This window comes from Streptomyces sp. NPDC030840, from assembly GCF_055572015.1.
The window spans coordinates 107,668-123,854 of the sequence record NZ_JBVIEE010000002.1 but is presented as its reverse complement, the minus strand read 5'-3'; the positions used below and the strand labels follow the sequence as shown (position 1 = coordinate 123,854).

Below are 16,187 nucleotides of genomic sequence, written 5' to 3'. Positions count from 1 at the left end.
AGCCGACGCCCGCCGACCCGGGCCTGCGGCCCTGACCGACGGACGCCGTCGTGGAAGAGCTACCCCGGAAGAGTCACTTCCCCGGGTGCAGAACCACCTTGGTGTAGCCCTCGACGCGCTTGTCGAACTTGTCGTACGCCGTGGGCGCCTCGTCCAGGGACAGCTCATGGGAGACGACGAAGCTCGGCCGCGCGCGCCCCGCGATGATGAGGTCGCGCAGCTGCCGGTTGTAGCGCTTCACGTTGCACTGCCCGGTCCCCAGACGCAGCCCCTTCTCGAAGAGCTTGCCGATCGCGACGACGAGCCGGCCGCGCTTGGCCTGCTCGTCCGGTCCGCCGGGATCGGACGGCACGTAGAGGCCGGGTATGCCGAGCGCCCCGGTCGGCCGGACGGTCTCGATGATCGAGTTCAGGACGGCCGCGGGCTCCTCCTTGTCCTCGTCCCTGGCCATGGCCTGGTACCCGACCGCGTCGATGCCCTTGTCCGTGCCTTCGCCGTCCGTCTGCTCCTTGATCTGCTCCGCCGGGTTGCCCTCGGTGAAGTTGATCGGGATCGCGCCGATCTCCTCCGCCTTCTGCAGCCGCTCGAGCACGCGGTCGACGACGAACACCTTCGACGCGCCGCGCAGCAGGGCCGAGTAGGCGGCCATGAGGCCGACGGGCCCGCCGCCGTACACCACGACACTCTCGCCCGGCGAGACCTGGGCGAGTTCGTTGCCGTGGTAACCGGTCGGGAAGATGTCCGCGAGGAGCACGAAATCGCGCTCGTTCTCGGTGCCTTCCGGCAACTTCAGACAGTTGAAGTCCGCGAACGGTACGCGCACGTATTCGGCCTGGCCACCGACCCACGGCCCCATCGCCACATAGCCGTACGCGCCTCCGGCGAAGCCCGGATTCACGGTGAGGCAGAAACCGAAGTAGTCGCTCACGCAGTTCTTGCAGAATCCGCAGGCGACATTGAAGGGCATGACCACGCGGTCGCCCTTCTTGAGGGAGTGGACGCCCTCGCCGAGCTCCTCGACGATGCCCATGTTCTCGTGACCGAAGACGATGCCCGGTTCGGCGGCGGTACGCCCCTCATACATGTGCAGGTCGGAGCCGCAGATCGCGGTGGACGTGACCCGTACGATGACATCGTTCGGGCGCTGGAGCTTGGGTGTCTCCACCTCTTCCACCGCTACTTCGAACGGTCCCTTGTAGACGACAGCCTTCATGTGGCACCTCCGATAAGCGATTCGTGCTCAGTGCCGGAGGCAAACGGCCGTCCACCGAACGTAGCCTGGTGCGAACGGGCCGTGGAAAGCATGGCCGCTCGCCTCACGTGACCTAACTCTCATGCTCCACCGATAGGGAGCATGAAACAAGTCAGCTATTTTCGAGGAGGAATACGTGCAATATTCAACCTCGGGCCGGATGGGAAGACGAGGAAAGTGAATCAGCGCTTCGGGACCTTGCTCGTGCCGGTGCCCGGACTGTCGGGCACCACGTACCCGGCGGGAACGCGTGTGGCCATCCGTGGCCGCGGGGCGTCCGTCGACGCCTTCGTGGACGGCGACTGGCTCCCCCTCGCGTGGTGGGAGTTCACCGAGGGGCGTACCGAGGACGTGGCCGACAGCTGACGGCCGACCGCCCGGCGCACGCGGCAGGCGTGCACCGGGCTGAGCCGCCCGCGCTCACAGGGCAGGGATCTCGCACGTCAGAGGGGGGTCACGGGCAGGAACGAGCTGTCCTGCCGGAACAGCTCTGTGCCGTCGCAGGGGTCCACCCGCAGCTGGTAGCTGTAGTGCCGCAGGTAGTAGCCGGGGTAGTTGTACGACTCGAAGCGGACGGAACCGGAGGCGGTGCCCGTCCGGGCGATGTACGTGGCGTCCCTGGCGAACACCGACGATCCGTTGTTCGGGTCGAAGCGGGCGCGGAAGTCCCAGTGCCGCAGGTAGTTCCCGGCGGCGTCCCGGAAGGAGAAGCCGCCGGCGTCGGCGAGACCCGGCACTACCGTGAACGTCGACGCCTGCTTCTCCGCCGTGGTGCTGGAGGAGCTCACCACAGGCAGGTTCAGGAGGGACGACTGCACCTGCCAGTAGCGGGTGGAGAAGTTGGCCGAGCGGAAGGAGCGGGTGACCCCCGTCGACAGGCTGGGGCCGCCCGGCACCGTCTCCTTGATCACCGTGAAGTGGCGCGCCGTGCCGGAGACCGACGGCAGCTTCCTCGGCGCCGTCCACGTGGCGAACGTGTCGTAGCTGTCGCTGTAGTAGTAGCTGCCGTCGCCGTAGCCGTCGAAGAAGATCCGCCAGCCGCCGTTGTCGAGCTGGATCAGCGCCGGCCCCTCGCGGGTGCCGCCCCAGCCCGCCCAGTCGCCGGTCCTGCGGATCGTGTACGGCCCGTTGAGACTCGTGGCCGTGGCGTACTCGATGTACTTCGTCGTCTCGTTCTTCGGGAACGCGTGGTACGTCGAGCCGATCCTGACGATGAACGTGTCGATGTGGTTGGCGCCGATACCGGAGAGGGCGACCGGTGAACTCCACGCCGTGAGGGAGGAGTTGGTGGCTCGCAGGCGGTACGGGGTGAAGATCCACTCGTCGTTCGTGGCCGAGCACGACACGATGACGTTCACACTGCCGTCGCTGTCGACGAACCACTCGGGCGCCCAGGCCCGCGAGAGGTTCGCGATCGGGACCGTGTAGTCGTACAGGAACGTCCAGTTGACCCGGTTGGAGCTGCGCGCGAAGCCGATGGTCGTGCTGGGGTCCTGCCAGGTGTGCGTCGTGTAGGTGATGTAGTAGTAACCGTCCGTGTGTTTGAAGATGCTGGCGTCGCGGATGCGGTTGCTGGGCGGCGTGTACGCGGAGGCCTGGACGAGCCGGAAGTCGGTGGCGTCGTCGGACTGGTAGACGTTCACGGTGCCGTCGTTGCTGTTCAGGAACGGCACGATCGTGTAGCGGGTGGCGGACCCGTTCGGAGGCGCGGCGGCCGTGGCGGTGCCCAGCACGCCCGGCAGCTCGCCCAGGACGAGCGCCGAGGCGGGCAGCGCGGCCATGGCGCGCAGCAGGGTGCGGCGGGACGGCACGAAGGGGCGGTCGTGTCTGTCGTGGTCGGAGGTGGTCATCTGCGGCTCCCTCAGTGAGGCCGGTGCTCGATCACTGGGTGTAGAAGGTGGCGTCGGCCCGGTCGGTCGCCGTGCTGAGAGCCTGCACGTTGAGCAGGTAGTCGTAGTGCCGGATGTAGCGGCCCGGGTAGTTGTACGACTCGTAGGAGACCCCGGCGGAGTCCGCGAGGCCGGCCCGCGCGGTGAAGGACGCGTCGCCGCGGAACTGCGCGGTGCCGTCGTTCTTCTCGACCCACACCTCGAAGTTCTTGTGCCGCAGGTAGTAGCCGGGGAAGTTCGCCGACTCCAGGGAGACGGTGCCGCTTCCGGCGAGTCCGGTGACCGTGCGGAACTGCGAGTCGGCCAGCGGGGAGACGTTCGCCTCGATCCTGGCCCGGTACTCCCAGTGCCGGATGAACCGGTCGGGGAAGTTGTAGGACGAGAGCCGGATCGGGGTGAGGCCGTCGGCCACCGGGATACCGAAGTCCGGCGTGCCGTCGGCCTTCCAGTACAGCTTCTGGACGCGGGTGCGGCGGTTGGGGTCGTTGAGGGGGTCGCCGCTGATGTCCTTGTAGCTGCGGTCGTGGTAGACGAGGATGTCCGACTTGCCGTCCTCGGAGACCGTGAACTGGTTGTGGCCGGGGCCGTACTGGCTGGTGGCGGCGTTGCTGGCGAAGACCGGGTTCGCGGTCTTGGTCCACGACGACGCGTTCAGCAGGTCGGCCGAGGCGGAGGCGGTCAGCAGCCCCATGCAGTAGTTGGCGTCGGTGGCGCTCGCCGAGAAGGTCATGAAGACCTTGCCGCCCCGCTGGATCACGGCCGGGCCCTCGTTGACCCGGTGGCCGATGGTCTCCCAGGAGGCGGTCGGCGTGCTGATCCGGACCGGAGTGCCCGTGATGGTCCAGGGGTTGGACAGCTTCGCCAGGTAGAGGTTGGTGCCGCTGCCGACCGCCGGGTCGTTCTGTGCCCAGCACAGGTAGCGCGACCCGTTCACGACGAACGTCGTCGCGTCCAGGGAGAAAGTGTCGAGCGGCAGCGCGATACGGCCCTTCTCGGTCCACGTGCCGGTGATCGGGTTCGCGGCCGTGCACTCCAGCACGTACGGCCGGATCTTCCAGATGTCGTTCGCGGCGCCGGCGGCGAAGTAGATGTACCACTTGCCGTCGATGAAGTGGATCTCCGGGGCCCAGATGTGGGCGCCCATCTCACCGGTGGCGTGCTTGGTCCAGATGGTGGTCTCGGTGGCCGAGGAGAGCCCCTGGATCGTGGTGGCACGGCGCAGGACGATCCGGTCGTACGCGGGCACCGTGGCCGTGAAGTAGTAGTAGCCGTCGGTGTGCTTCCAGATGTGCGGGTCGGCCCGTTGCTCGGCGAGGGTGTTCGTGTACGTCACGCCGGGTGAGGCGGGCACGGCGGCGTGGGCCGCACCGGCACAGACTCCGGTGACGGTGGCGGCGGCCGAGCCGGCGATCATGCCGAGGACCGTTCGACGGGTGAACGCGGGTCTCACGGGCTTCTCCCTCTGCGGGTGGAGAGACACCGACACAGGCTGTCGGTATTTCGAACGTGGTTCGTAAGTTCGGCCAGAAGATAGATCCTTCGCATGACCGCGTCAACGCTCCCGTCACACAGGTTTCACACGGATGTCTCCTGCGGCCGGTGCGGGGGTACCCGGGCGTGGGTCAGGCAGCGACCGTGGAGGTGGTGGGCCATGACCGACGTGCCGCCGGACGGCACCGTGGAGATCCTGTTCATCGGCAACGCGACCACGCTGATCCGCTACGGCGAGCTGACGCTGCTGACGGATCCGAACTTCCTCCACCGGGGGCAGTACGCGCATCTCGGCTACGGACTGTTCGCCCGCCGTCTGGCCGAGCCGGCGCTGAGGGTCCGCGACCTGCCCGGTGACCTGGACGCGGTCGTCCTGTCGCACCTGCACGGCGATCACTGGGATCGGGTCGCCCGGCGGAAACTCGACCGCTCGCTGTCCGTCCTGACCACCCCGCACGCCGCCCGGTGGCTGCGGGTGCGCGATGGTTTCGAACAGGCCACCGGCCTGCCCACCTGGCACAGCCACACCCTCGAGCGGGGCGGCAGCCGGGTCACGGTCACGGCTCTGCCGGGGCAGCACGCGCTCGGCCCGGCGCGCCACCTGCTGCCGCCGGTCATGGGCAGCCTGCTGGAGTTCGGACCGGCGCGCGGTGGGGTCAGGGTGAGGCTGTACATCTCCGGCGACACCCTGCTGTTCGACGGGCTCGACGAGATCGCTCGGCGGTATCCGGACATCGGGCTGGCCATGCTCCATCTCGGCGGTACCACCCTGCCCGGCGGCTGGATGGTCACCATGAACGGCCGGCAGGGCGCCGAACTGGTGGACCGCCTGCGCCCGCGCCTGACCATGCCCGTCCACTACGACGACTACTCGGTGTTCCGCTCGCCGTTGTCCGACTTCCTCGCCGAGGCGGAGCGGCGCGGCTGGGCCCACCATGTCGTACGGTGCGGCCGAGGCCGCCGGGCCCGGGTGACTCCCGAAGCAGAGGTCCATGTGGTGTGAGCCGAGGCCCATGGGGGCGGACGGTACTGCGACACGTGGCCGCCGAAAGCGTTTGGCGCCGCGCAGTCGCTCCACGCCCCCATCCGGTTCCGCCGTAGCGGTCAGAGGGCCGGCGCCTGTCAGAGGGTTGGCACAGGTCGGAGGATCGGCACAGGTCGGAGGACCGGCAGGCCGGCGGGCCGCTCCACGGGCTTCACTGCTCGTTCCCGGAGGGCGGCGAGGGGTCCGGCTCGGCCCCCTGGGGCGTGGAGGGCTGAGGCCGGCCGAAGAGCAGGTCGTAGCCCGGGGGCAGTTGCAGGAGGAGTCTGCTCATCAGGTCTTCGCCCGCGGCATCGGCCGCGACGCTGAGCACCGCGCTGACATCCCACGTCGCCGTCTGCTCGGTGGCCCCCTCGATCCAGGCCGCTGTGGCTCGGACGAACCGCTCCGGCGAGAGCGGTTCGTGGGCCTGGAGAGGGTTGAGCAGCACCACGGCGAACGTCTCGGGAAGCCGGGCTGCCAGCTCGGCGCGTGCCTGGCCCACCAGGTGTGCGCCCAGCAGTGCGAGCACCACCCGGGCGGCTCGCTCTGCCTCCTGCGGCGTGCTGTACTCACCCCGGTCCTGGACCGCTGCCAGGAACCCTTCCCAACGCATGCGCATGGTGTTCCACCCTGGTCGGGAGTCGGGCCCACCTTCGTCGCGGGACTCGGGGTCGTAGCCGGGCGCCCCCGTACGCCGCGACGGTCGGCCGCGCAGACTCCTTACTCGGAACCCTCTTCCGTGACCTGGTAGGTCCTGGTCCAGGTGGCCCCGCAGCGGCAGGAGGAGTGCTCCACGAGCTCACCGTCCTCGGAGACCGCCAGGTCCCGGTTGAGGCGGACGTGCACGTGCTCGGACATGTGCGGACTCCTTCCCGCGAGCGCGCCGATTCGACGACAGGCGAAGGCCCATCCTCCGTGGGCCAAGCCCGGTCGCAGTAGGAGTCACGTCACATCCCCGCCTGTTCTTCCGTGCGGTCGCGGTGCGGGCGCCGACCGCGGCCGCGCGCCGCCCCGGACCCCGGGTGGTCGGAGCCTGCCCGGGGCCGGAGCGGCGGTGGGCCGAGGCGAGCGGTCACTCCCCGCTGGAGATCTCGATATGGCGGGGCTTGGTCGCTTCGGCCTTGGGGATGCTCACGGTCAGTACGCCGTCCGCCAGGGTGGCGCTGACGCCGTCGGCGTTGATCTCGCCCGGCAGCATGGCCCGGAACTCGAACCGGCCCGTCCGGCGGGTGCCGCGGCGCAGGACTCCGGCACGGTCCCTTTCCTTGAGCTCCCCGCTGATGGTTAGTTCGCGTTCGCCCATCTCGATGTCGATGTCGTCCCGCTTGGCGCCGGGAAGATCGACCTCGATGAGGTAGGCGTCGTCGGTCTCGGAGACGTCAGCCGTCGGGGCCCACGTCCCAGTCGTCGGCGTCGGGCCGCCGCCCACCGTGGACTCCAGCAGATTGCCCATGCGGCTGAAGAGGTCGTCGAACTCGGCGAGCGGGTCCCCGGCCCAACCGGGGAAGCGCCGTTCGGGCATCCGACTCCCAGGGGCGCGTCGCGCAGGCAGAGACATCGTTCTTCACCTCCAGGGCGGTTTCTACCGGTTTATCCAGGATTTACGTACCCGAGGGGCTGCGCGCCTGAACATCTCCGAAGTGCCAGGTCGGCTTTCCGGGCCGCCAGCAACCGCATCCCCGCGGCCCGTCCCGCCGATGCTCGCGTGGTCGGCCGGCGCCGCGTTCATTGACTACTGGTGGGCCTGAGCGGCGGGCCCTGCTGACGCAGCGCACGAGACCTCCAGCGGCCCGCACGCGGGACCTGGTCCCGGGCTGCGCGGGGGTGGGCCGCGGGGACCGGTCGGCGATGCGCGCGGTGTCGTGCCGGGACCTCACCGGTGCCGTGCACATCACGGCCGTGGGTCTCCGGGAACGCCGCGGTGACGTCGACGCGGCTGGAAGCGGCGCTCTTCCGCCTCGGCCTGCTCGCCCTGGAGGCGGGCGTTCATCGTTCGTCGGAGCCGGTCACCCGCCGTACGAGATCCGCCCATGCGCGCTGTAGACGTGCGGTGCTGACCTGGTCGTCGTCACGCAGGTGGTCGAGGGTCTCCAGGCCCACGAAGGCGAGCAGGGCGTGGGCGAGCATGGTGTGGTCGCCCACGACTTCCGCCTCGCGCAGCAGCGAGGTGACGTGGTGGCGGTAGGCCCGGCCGTAGTGCGAGGTCTGGCGGCGCTCGCTGCTCACCTGACGGCACAGCGCCGGACCCAGGTCCGTCTGGTCCGCGACGCGCTCGATCAGAGCACAGCCGAAGGCCGTCAGCCGGTCCAGCGCCGGTACTCCCGGTCCCAGAGGGGGCGGACCTGAGGTGTATGCGTCATAGAACTCAGCCTCCACGTCGTCCAGCAGAGCGAGCAGGAGCCCGTTGCGGTCGCCGAACCGGCGGAAGAGCGTTCCCTTGCCCACCCCGGCGACCTGATCGACCTCGTGCATCGGCACGTGCTCGGCGCCCCGCTCGGCCACCAGCCGGGCGGCCGCCTCCAGCAGCCGGGCACGGTTGCGGACGGCGTCAGCTCGCTCCGCCGCGAGATCGCCCGAAGGCTAGGTCGTCCATCGCTCCGCGGTGCGACATCGACGTATACGCGTCCCTCCTCGATCCGCACCGGATACACCGGGACGGGCCGTGTGGCCGGCGGGTCGAGCGGCTTGCCGGTGCGCAGGTCGAAGCGGGAGCCGTGCAGCCAGCACTCGACCGTGCACCCGTCCACCTCTCCTTCGGAGAGCGAGACAGCACTGTGCGAGCACACGTCGTGGATCGCGAACACCTCGCCCTCGGTCAGGACCAGCGAGACCGGCACGCCTCGGCCTCGAACCGCCGGGCGACGCCCTTCTCCAGTACGTCGACCTCGCAGAGACAGGTGTAGCCGCCGGTGGGCATCGAACTCCTCGGGTGGCTCCAAGTGGCGGTCATCCCCTCCGCAGGGGTCCGTTTGGCAGCAGGGGAGCGTCACCGCGTCATCGTGGCTGATCGCCCACGTCAGCGACGTGGCCGTGCGCGGAGATCCGCCCTCGGTCCGATCCGGCCTCGGCACATGGGCCTAGGCCAGACCCGTGCTGTGTGTCGACCTCTTTGTCGGCGGGCTCGATGTGTCTGCCCGGCTCGCCGCCCTCAAGGGCCGTAGTGACACATGTGGCGGCGGGGACGCGCGCAAGCGATCCGGCCGGGAGCGCGGCCTGCCCCCGCCGTGGGCGAGGCGCCCTGGCGCAGCCGGGACCAAGGGCTGGATGAGCGCGACCCTGAGGGTAATACCTTTGCGAAATCGGGTACTTACTCGTGCGTCAGGTGCTATTGACGCCTCGCTCGGTCGTTGCGACTGTGGTGGACATGTCGTATGTCGCGGACATGTCAAGTAAACGCACCCGTTGGCTCGGTGTCCTCGTACTCGTCACCGGCTTCCTGACCACGGCGGGCTCCCAGCCCGCCACCGCCCTCCCCGACGAACTCTGGTTCGACGCACCGGCCGCGGCCACCCTCACCGTCGAGAACGGCCGCTTCACCGACGGTCTCGGCCGCGAGGTCGTCCTGCGCGGCTACAACGTCTCCGGCGAGACGAAGCTGAAGGAGAACAACGGCCTGCCCTTCGCCTCGGTGGCGGACGCCAGGAAGTCCGCGACCGCGCTGAGAGCGCTCGGCGGCGGCAACTCGGTCCGCTTCCTGCTCTCCTGGGCGTACGCGGAGCCCGTGCGCGGCCAGGTGGACAAGGCCTACCTGGCCGCCGCGACCGACCAGATGCGCGCGTTCCTCGACGCCGGGATCCGCGTGTACCCCGACTTCCACCAGGACCTCTACTCCCGCTGGCTGTTCGACTCCGACAGCTGGTACACCGGCGACGGCGCCCCCAAGTGGGCCGTCGACCTGGGCGACTACCCGGACGAGTACTGCGGCATCTGCCCGTTCTGGGGTCAGAACATCACCTCGAACGAGGCGGTGAAGCGGTCGACGTACGACTTCTGGCACAACAAGTACGGCCTCCAGGACGCCTTCCTCGACACCGCCCAGAAGACGATGGCGTACCTGAAGCAGAACCTGACGGCCGCTCAGTTCGCGGGCGTCGTCGGCTTCGACCCGTGGAACGAACCGCACGCGGGCACCTACGACTCGGGCCAGACGAGCCGGGCGTGGGAGAAGGACGTCCTGTGGCCGTTCTACGTCAAGTTCCGTGCCCGCATGGACGCCGCGGGCTGGCAGGCCAAGCCGGCCTTCGTCGAGCCCAACCTCTTCTGGAACGCCAACCTCGACTTCCAGAAGCAGGAGGGCGGACTGCTCGACGCGGGCACGCTCGGCCCGCGCTTCGTCTTCAACACCCACTTCTACGACCAGAAGGCCATCTCCGGCGTCTTCATGTGGGGCAAGGCCGAGGACGGCCAGTACGTCGGCGACTTCGGCACCGTGCGCGACCGGGCCTCCGCCGCCGGGACGGCTGGCATCATCAGCGAGTTCGGACACCCGCTCACCGGCTCCGTCTCCGACAAGGCGCCGACGGTCTACAAGGCGATGTACCAGGCCCTCGACTCCCGGGTGAAGGGCGCGAACTGGTGGGCGAACCCCGCCGGTTCCGGTCCCGTCCTCTCCGGCTCCCAGTGGCAGTGGGACATCTACAACGGCCGCCACCACGAGCTGATGAACGACAACCCGGACAAGGTGCAGACCGAGGGCGACGCCTGGAATGGCGAGGACCTGTCCGCGGTACGCCTCGACGACTCGGGCAAGGCCGTGCTGCGCCAGGACGCGCGACTGCTGGACCGCGTCTACCCGAGCGCCACGGCGGGCCGCTCGCTCGCCTTCACCTACGAGGACCGCTCACGGGACGGCTCCACCACCCTGACGTGGAACCCGGTGCCGAGCTCCCTGCCGAACGTCAGGCAGCTCGTGGGTTCGGGTCAGTACGCGCTGCTGGTGTGGCGCTCCGACGGCAGCTCCGAGCCCACGGAACTGCACCTGCCGGCGTCCTTCCCGAACGCGTCGACCACCGTGGTCTCCGACCTCGGCACGACGGTCGGCCCTCCGGCGTACACCCGCACCACCGCGATCGCCACCGCGAGCGAGCCGGGCGGCACCGGCAGCCGCCGGCTGCTGCTCACCGCCGCCGACTCGGGCACGCTGCACTACGCCCTGGTCACCAACGGCGCGACAGCCCCGTCCGCGTCGCTGCTGGGCGCGGCGCGGACGGAGCTGTCGTCGTGGATGGCCTCCGAGTTCGACTAGCCGGGAGTCAGTCGGCGGCCGGTCCCGTCCAGTTGGCAGGCACGTGCGCCAGCCGGACACGCTGGGGGTGGTCGCCGACCGCCACGGACACGGTCTTCCTGCCGGTGGCGAAGTCGATCGCCGTGACCTGGTCGGCGCCGCTCTCGGAGACCACACAGGACTTGCCGTCACCGCTGACGGTCGCCCAGTACGGCTTCGAGGCGGTGACGAGCGGGCCCTCCTTGAGGGTGGCGCGGTCGACGACGACCGCGTAGTCGTCCATCGTGCCCGCGACGCACAGCTTCGTGCCGTCGGGCTTCATCGAGATGCCGTGGTGGCGCGAGTCGTTGACCCAGGTGGTGCGGTCGGTGCTGGTCGCCGGGTTCTTCGGCAGCTCCTTGGTGCGGGTGATCTTGTCCGTGGCGACGTCGTACTCGAAGAAACCGTTGAAGAACGACACCTGGAAGTACAGCTTGGACTCGTCCGGGCTGAACGCGGCGGGGCGGACCGCGTCGGAGTAGTCCTTGAGGCCGATCGCGTCGAGCCGCTCCCGCATGTCGATGACCTTGACCTGCTTGAACGTGGAGGCGTCGACGACCGTGATCTTGCGGTCGCCCTTCGTCCAGTCCAGCCAGGTCGCGTCGGTCGCGGTGTTCACGTCGCCGATCGACATGTTCCAGATGTACTTGCCGTCGCTGGTGAAGATGTTCTCGTGCGGCTTGTCGCCCGTGCCGAACGAGCCCACCTGCTTGCCGGTGTCGATGTCCAGTACGTGCACGGTGTTGGAGGTGGAGGCCGAGACGGCGACGCGCTTGCCGTCGGGGGAGACCGCCATGTGGTCGGCGCGGAAGCCCGACACGGGGAAGCGCCAGTTGATGTCGCCCGAGGCCAGATCGATCGAGACCACGTCGGCGAAGCTCGGACGGGAGACCACCATCGACCTGCCGTCGGGGGTGGAGTACATGTCGTCGACGAACTGGTCGTGGCCCTCGCCCACGCTGTTGCGGATGGTCATGAAGGCGATCCACCGGATCGGATCGGCGTTGATCTCCGCCATCCGCTGCTCCTTGTCCGGTATCACGTTGATCCGGCCGATCTTCGCGAAGTCACCGGAGGACTTGATGACGTCGGCCGTGCCCTCCCAGTTGTTGCCCACGAACATCACCTCCCGCAGGTCGGCGGAGGCGGCCGGGGCGGCGGACGCGGACGCCGCGGCGCCCGCGGTCAGGGCGGCGGCGGCGGCGAGCGCACACAGGTGACGCGTTGTCGAACGGCGGGTTCCGGAGGCGGGCATGGGTCGTTCCTCCTGCTGGGTGGGGGCGTGCCAAGGCGGCTCTCGGGCGGCGTGAAAACTGAAAACGCCACCGTTCAGAGTGAACTTACTGGAAAGTAAGGAAGGGGTGCCCGTCAACACAAGACCGCGGACACGACAAAATTGAGCGACGGCCCCACGGGAACTGACGGCCGTCGAACGCGAGAAGGGGGAACACGGTGACGGGCAGGCTCAAACAGCCGACCGGCCGTTACGGGGGCAAGTCAGCCGAGGAGCGCCAGGCGGCCAGACGCCGGCGCTTCCTCGACGCCGCTCTCCAGCTCTTCGGCGACAGCCCCGGGTTCCGGGGCACGACCGTCGCGGCACTGAGCGAGGCGGCGGGCCTGTCGACCCGTCAGTTCTACGAGGAGTTCCGCTCCCTGGAGGACGTGCTGGCCGCCCTCCACCTCCAGGTCAACGACTGGGCGGAGGAGGCCGCGCTGGTCGGCCTCACCCGGGCGCAGGGGCAGTCCGTCACCGAGCGCGCCACGGCCGCCTTCCGCGCCTACGCCGCCAACGTCACCGGCGACCCGCGACGGCTGCGCATCACCTTCATCGAGATCATCGGCGTCAGCCCGCGCCTGGAACGGCAGCGCCTGGAGCGCCGCTCCCGCTGGGTCGACTTCATCTGCGCGGAGGCGGCCGCGGCCGCCGAACGCGGCGAGGCGGCACGGCGGGACTACCGCATCGCGGCCGCCGCCTTCATCGGCAGTGTCAACGGCCTGCTGCACGACTGGCAGGCGGGCTGGGTGGACGCGAGCCTCGACGAGGTGGTCGAGGAACTCGTGCGGCTGCTCCTCGGGATACTCCGGCCGCCGGGGTGGAGCCCCGGGGACTGACGTGCGGGTACGTCATCCCTTCATCATCCCTTCATCGCGCCCTGGAGCAGTCCCGACATGAAGCTGCGCTGGAAGACGACGAAGAGGATCAGGATGGGGAGCATCACGATGATCGTTCCCGCGGCCAGCGTGGGGATGTCCGTGGTGTTCTGGCCGACGAAGAAGCCCAGCCCGGCGGGAGCCGTGTGCCTGGTGGTGTCCTGGATGAGGACCAGCACCAGCAGGAACTGGTTCCACGACCACATGAACACGAGCAGGCCGAGCGTCATCAGGGACGGTCTTGCCAGGGGGAGCAGGATCCTCAGCAGGATCGTGGCCGAGGAGGCGCCGTCGATACGGGCCGCCTCCACCAGCGAGGCCGGGGTGGACTGGAAGTGGGTGCGCATCCAGAACACGCTGAAAGGCATGAACAGCGCGATCTCCACCAGGATCACACCCAGGTAGGAGTTGGTCAGGCCGAGGCCCCGAAGGTCGAAGTAGAGCGGAACCACGATCAGTTCGACCGGAATGGTGAGACCGGCGACGAAGAAGGCCGCGACCGCGCTGCCGCCCGGGAGCCGGGCCGTGCCCAGCGCGTAGCCCGCCAGTGTGGCGAGGACCAGGGAGGCGGGGACGACGCCCAGCGCGATGGTGAGGCTGTGGCCGATGAGGTCGGAGAAGCCGGCCACCGACCACGCCTGCTCGTAGTTGTCCCAGCTGATCCGCTCCGGCCAGGTCAGACCCACCACCGGCGTACCCGCGGGCTGCAGGGAGGCGAGGAACACGCTGAGGAAGGGGAGCACGACGGCGATCGCCATCACCGTCAGGAGCGTGTAACCCGACCAGCGTTCCGACCGGGTGGCCGTGTTCACGGCCGTGTTCGTGGCCGTGGTCCTGGCCGTGTGCATGGCGGTGGTCATGACTCCGACCTCGACAGACGGTTGATGAGGTAGACGATCGCGAGTATCAGACAGCCGAGGACGACGGCCAGAGCCGCGGCGAGCCCGACCTTGCCCTCGGAGAACGCCAGCCGGTACACGAGCAGCCCGGGGACCGTGGTCTGCTCACCGGGACCGCCGTTCGTCGTCACGTACACGATGTCGAAGCTGGCCAGGGCGGCCACCGTGGTCACGGTCATGGCGACGGCGAGCTCGCCGCGCAGGTGGGGGAGGGTGACGGAGACGAACTCCCGGACGGGGCCCGCCCCGTCGAGCCGGGCCGCCTCGTACAGGCTGGGATCCACCTTCTGCACGCCGCTGAGGAAGAGCATCATGCACAGCCCGCTGAGCACCCACGTGCCCACGAGCCCGACGGCGATCAGCGCGGCGCCGAAGTCGCCCAGCCACGCCCGCGTCACACCGTCCAGGCCGACCGCGCCCAGCGTCTGGTTCACCAGCCCGTCGTCGCCGTACAGCCACCGCCAGGTCACACCCACCGCCACGAGCGGAACGACCTGCGGCAGCATGAACAGGAACCGGTACGCGCCCATGCCCGGCCGCCGGTAACGCGCGAGCAGCCCCGTCATCGCCAGCCCGAGCACGATGGGCACGAAGGAGAAGAACACCACCAGCACCAGGGCGTTGAGCACGGACCGGCGCAGCATGGAGTCCTGGAGGATCTCCCGGTAGTTGCCGAGACCGACCCAGTCGCCCAGCGTGACACCGTCCCACTCGAAGAACGACAGATACGCCGTGTGCAGGGCGGGCAGCACCGCGAACGCGAGGTAGACGGCGAAGGCGGGCAGCACGTACACGTATCCGCGATACGGACTGCGCCGGCGCCCACGGGCGCTCGCGGGCCGGACCGCCGGCCCGCCGCGCGGCGGACTACTGCCCATGGTGGTCCTCCCACTCGTCCTGAAGTGAGTCGAGGTAGTCCGCGGGCCCGACGCGGTCGGCGATGAGCTTCTGGATGCCGGAGCGCAGCCGGTCGAGCATGGCGGGAGCGGCGAAGTCGGGGAACGTCGTGATCCCGTCGTCGGCGACGGCCCGCCGGTGCCCTTCCGCGATGTCGGCGAGAACGCCTTCCGGCTTCGCCACGGCCTCCGGGTTCGGTGGCAGGAAGCCGTTGTCGCTGATGATCTGACCGGCTTCGACAGAGGTCAGGAAGTCGAGGAACGCGCCGGCGGCCTCGGGGTGTTCGGTCCGCGACGAGATGGCGTAGGAGACGCTGAAACCCGAGGCCACGGTGGGGTCGGAGGCTTGTTCGCCCGGCATGGGAAAGAAGCCGACGTTGTCCTTCATGGTGGTCGCCAACTGCCCGGCCGCCCAGTTGCCGTTGATCAGGAAGACGCTGTCTCCCTCGGTGAACCGGGCGGTGGAGTCGACCTGCGCGGTGCCGTTCGCGGACTCGTTGTAGTAGCCCTTGCGGCCCCACTCGACGACCAGCTCGCTGGCGGCGATCCCGGCCGGCTCCTCGACGGTGGCGCCCTCGGCGCCGTTGACCCAGTCCCAGTAGTCGTCCGTGGGCATGGTCTGGTTGAGGAGGGCGGCCCACAGGTGAATGCCGCCTGAGTCGAGCGCTCCGACGCCGAGCGGCGTCAGGTTCGCCCTCTTGGCCTTGGCGAGCTGGTCCTCGAACTCGGCCAGGGTCCTGGGGGGAGCGCCGATCCCGGCCCGCTCGGCCAGTTCCTTGTTGTAGTAGATACCGGTCATCGACAGCCCGGCCGGCACCCCGAACAGGGCGCGCCCGCCGGTGGCCTCGCTCTTCCGCCCGGCGGTGAGCTGGTCGAGGCTGACCGGGGGGATGGCGTCGTCCCATCCGTACGCCTCCCGATACGGCGCGAGATCGAGGATGTGGCCGTCCGCCGCGAGGTCGGTCATCCCGACGGCGTACTGCGCGATGTCGGGCGCGGAGTCGGACGTCATGGTGAGCTTCAGGTTCTGGACGTAGTCCGAGAACGTCTTGTACTGCGGCTCGACCCGGATGCGGGGGTGCTCCTTCTCGAACGCGGCGATCAGCGCGTCCACCATCACCGGGGCGTCGGCGAACTGCAGACGCAAGGTGATCTCCTCGTCCGGCACGGCGGTCGAGGACGGAATGCTGCGCGGCCCCGGCACCGCGGCCGCGCTGCCGGGAGTCAGGGCGTCGCAGGCGGTGAGCGGCAGTACCAGCGCGACGGCGCAGGCCATCGCGGCGACGCGGCGGCGCACCCGGCGCGTCCTGTCCATCATCGGC

Annotated in this window: 15 protein-coding genes and 1 pseudogene; 4 read left to right on the top strand and 12 right to left on the bottom strand. The window is 69.3% G+C overall.

The window, feature by feature from the left end; genetic code table 11:
• Nucleotides 1-73: 73 nt before the first annotated feature.
• On the bottom strand, nt 74-1,213 hold the full coding sequence (locus ACZ49J_RS04520) for a glutathione-independent formaldehyde dehydrogenase (RefSeq protein WP_467448764.1): 1,140 nt from the start codon (nt 1,211-1,213) through the stop codon (nt 74-76).
• A gap of 216 nt (nt 1,214-1,429) precedes the next feature.
• Between ACZ49J_RS04520 and ACZ49J_RS04515 the strand changes: the two genes are divergently transcribed.
• Nucleotides 1,430-1,618: a hypothetical protein gene (locus tag ACZ49J_RS04515; protein ID WP_467448765.1), complete on the top strand. Its 189-nt coding sequence runs from the start codon at nt 1,430-1,432 to the stop codon at nt 1,616-1,618.
• A gap of 77 nt (nt 1,619-1,695) precedes the next feature.
• Here the strand turns inward: ACZ49J_RS04515 and ACZ49J_RS04510 are convergent, their stop codons facing one another.
• Both ACZ49J_RS04510 and ACZ49J_RS04505 read right to left on the bottom strand, forming a co-directional pair.
• Nucleotides 1,696-3,102, bottom strand: coding sequence for a glycoside hydrolase family 43 protein (locus ACZ49J_RS04510; protein WP_467448766.1), 1,407 nt, complete (start codon nt 3,100-3,102; stop codon nt 1,696-1,698).
• 31 nt (nt 3,103-3,133) lie between these two features.
• Nucleotides 3,134-4,555 (bottom strand): family 43 glycosylhydrolase, encoded by a 1,422-nt coding sequence (locus ACZ49J_RS04505; protein ID WP_467448863.1) that lies wholly within the window; start codon nt 4,553-4,555, stop codon nt 3,134-3,136.
• Nucleotides 4,556-4,792: 237 nt separating this feature from the next.
• Here ACZ49J_RS04505 and ACZ49J_RS04500 point away from each other — a divergent pair, with 237 nt between their 5' ends.
• On the top strand, nt 4,793-5,635 hold the full coding sequence (locus ACZ49J_RS04500) for an MBL fold metallo-hydrolase (protein ID WP_467448767.1): 843 nt from the start codon (nt 4,793-4,795) through the stop codon (nt 5,633-5,635).
• Nucleotides 5,636-5,828: 193 nt separating this feature from the next.
• On the opposite strand, the gene ACZ49J_RS04495 is transcribed toward ACZ49J_RS04500, so the two are convergent.
• The 5 genes and pseudogenes from ACZ49J_RS04495 to ACZ49J_RS04475 all read right to left on the bottom strand — a co-directional run.
• Complete coding sequence (locus tag ACZ49J_RS04495; RefSeq protein ID WP_467448768.1) at nt 5,829-6,275, bottom strand: DUF2267 domain-containing protein; 447 nt, start codon at nt 6,273-6,275, stop codon at nt 5,829-5,831.
• A 101-nt stretch (nt 6,276-6,376) separates the two neighbouring features.
• Nucleotides 6,377-6,514 (bottom strand): hypothetical protein, encoded by a 138-nt coding sequence (locus ACZ49J_RS04490; RefSeq protein ID WP_467448769.1) that lies wholly within the window; start codon nt 6,512-6,514, stop codon nt 6,377-6,379.
• Between the two features lie 214 nt (nt 6,515-6,728).
• Complete coding sequence (locus tag ACZ49J_RS04485) at nt 6,729-7,178, bottom strand: Hsp20/alpha crystallin family protein (protein WP_467448771.1); 450 nt, start codon at nt 7,176-7,178, stop codon at nt 6,729-6,731.
• Between the two features lie 464 nt (nt 7,179-7,642).
• Entirely contained in the window at nt 7,643-8,158 is a 516-nt protein-coding gene (locus tag ACZ49J_RS04480) for a TetR/AcrR family transcriptional regulator (RefSeq protein ID WP_468347961.1), read from the bottom strand.
• A gap of 92 nt (nt 8,159-8,250) precedes the next feature.
• Nucleotides 8,251-8,573: pseudogene (locus tag ACZ49J_RS04475) on the bottom strand (non-heme iron oxygenase ferredoxin subunit); the annotation flags it as partial.
• A 447-nt stretch (nt 8,574-9,020) separates the two neighbouring features.
• Here ACZ49J_RS04475 and ACZ49J_RS04470 point away from each other — a divergent pair.
• The gene (locus tag ACZ49J_RS04470) at nt 9,021-10,901 is read left to right on the top strand and encodes a cellulase family glycosylhydrolase (protein ID WP_468347958.1); all 1,881 of its coding nucleotides are present in this window, start codon (nt 9,021-9,023) and stop codon (nt 10,899-10,901) included.
• Nucleotides 10,902-10,908: 7 nt separating this feature from the next.
• Here the strand turns inward: ACZ49J_RS04470 and ACZ49J_RS04465 are convergent, their stop codons facing one another.
• Nucleotides 10,909-12,174: a YncE family protein gene (locus tag ACZ49J_RS04465; RefSeq protein WP_467448776.1), complete on the bottom strand. Its 1,266-nt coding sequence runs from the start codon at nt 12,172-12,174 to the stop codon at nt 10,909-10,911.
• A gap of 197 nt (nt 12,175-12,371) precedes the next feature.
• Here ACZ49J_RS04465 and ACZ49J_RS04460 point away from each other — a divergent pair, with 197 nt between their 5' ends.
• Nucleotides 12,372-13,031, top strand: coding sequence for a TetR/AcrR family transcriptional regulator (locus tag ACZ49J_RS04460; protein WP_467448778.1), 660 nt, complete (start codon nt 12,372-12,374; stop codon nt 13,029-13,031).
• Nucleotides 13,032-13,054: 23 nt separating this feature from the next.
• Here ACZ49J_RS04460 and ACZ49J_RS04455 read toward each other — a convergent pair whose 3' ends face one another.
• The 3 genes from ACZ49J_RS04455 to ACZ49J_RS04445 are packed head-to-tail and all read right to left on the bottom strand — an operon-like array spanning nt 13,055 to nt 16,183.
• Entirely contained in the window at nt 13,055-13,930 is an 876-nt protein-coding gene (locus tag ACZ49J_RS04455) for a carbohydrate ABC transporter permease (RefSeq protein ID WP_467448779.1), read from the bottom strand.
• Nucleotides 13,927-14,847 (bottom strand): carbohydrate ABC transporter permease, encoded by a 921-nt coding sequence (locus ACZ49J_RS04450; RefSeq protein WP_467448780.1) that lies wholly within the window; start codon nt 14,845-14,847, stop codon nt 13,927-13,929. Before ACZ49J_RS04450 ends, ACZ49J_RS04455 begins: the two co-directional genes overlap by 4 nt.
• Nucleotides 14,837-16,183 (bottom strand): ABC transporter substrate-binding protein, encoded by a 1,347-nt coding sequence (locus ACZ49J_RS04445; protein ID WP_467448781.1) that lies wholly within the window; start codon nt 16,181-16,183, stop codon nt 14,837-14,839. Before ACZ49J_RS04445 ends, ACZ49J_RS04450 begins: the two co-directional genes overlap by 11 nt.
• Nucleotides 16,184-16,187 lie beyond the last annotated feature (4 nt).

What these genes read in the sequence shown, in the direction of transcription:
- ACZ49J_RS04495 (WP_467448768.1), bottom strand. Translation starts at nt 6,275, where the DNA reads ATGCGCATGCGTTGGGAAGGGTTCCTGGCAGCGGTCCAGGACCGGGGT.
- ACZ49J_RS04450 (WP_467448780.1), bottom strand. Translation starts at nt 14,847, where the DNA reads ATGGGCAGTAGTCCGCCGCGCGGCGGGCCGGCGGTCCGGCCCGCGAGC.
- ACZ49J_RS04485 (WP_467448771.1), bottom strand. Translation starts at nt 7,178, where the DNA reads ATGCCCGAACGGCGCTTCCCCGGTTGGGCCGGGGACCCGCTCGCCGAG.
- ACZ49J_RS04455 (WP_467448779.1), bottom strand. Translation starts at nt 13,930, where the DNA reads ATGACCACCGCCATGCACACGGCCAGGACCACGGCCACGAACACGGCC.
- ACZ49J_RS04470 (WP_468347958.1), top strand. Translation starts at nt 9,021, where the DNA reads ATGTCGTATGTCGCGGACATGTCAAGTAAACGCACCCGTTGGCTCGGT.
- ACZ49J_RS04505 (WP_467448863.1), bottom strand. Translation starts at nt 4,555, where the DNA reads ATGATCGCCGGCTCGGCCGCCGCCACCGTCACCGGAGTCTGTGCCGGT.
- ACZ49J_RS04520 (WP_467448764.1), bottom strand. Translation starts at nt 1,213, where the DNA reads ATGAAGGCTGTCGTCTACAAGGGACCGTTCGAAGTAGCGGTGGAAGAG.
- ACZ49J_RS04510 (WP_467448766.1), bottom strand. Translation starts at nt 3,102, where the DNA reads ATGACCACCTCCGACCACGACAGACACGACCGCCCCTTCGTGCCGTCC.
- ACZ49J_RS04500 (WP_467448767.1), top strand. Translation starts at nt 4,793, where the DNA reads ATGACCGACGTGCCGCCGGACGGCACCGTGGAGATCCTGTTCATCGGC.
- ACZ49J_RS04490 (WP_467448769.1), bottom strand. Translation starts at nt 6,514, where the DNA reads ATGTCCGAGCACGTGCACGTCCGCCTCAACCGGGACCTGGCGGTCTCC.
- ACZ49J_RS04445 (WP_467448781.1), bottom strand. Translation starts at nt 16,183, where the DNA reads ATGATGGACAGGACGCGCCGGGTGCGCCGCCGCGTCGCCGCGATGGCC.
- ACZ49J_RS04465 (WP_467448776.1), bottom strand. Translation starts at nt 12,174, where the DNA reads ATGCCCGCCTCCGGAACCCGCCGTTCGACAACGCGTCACCTGTGTGCG.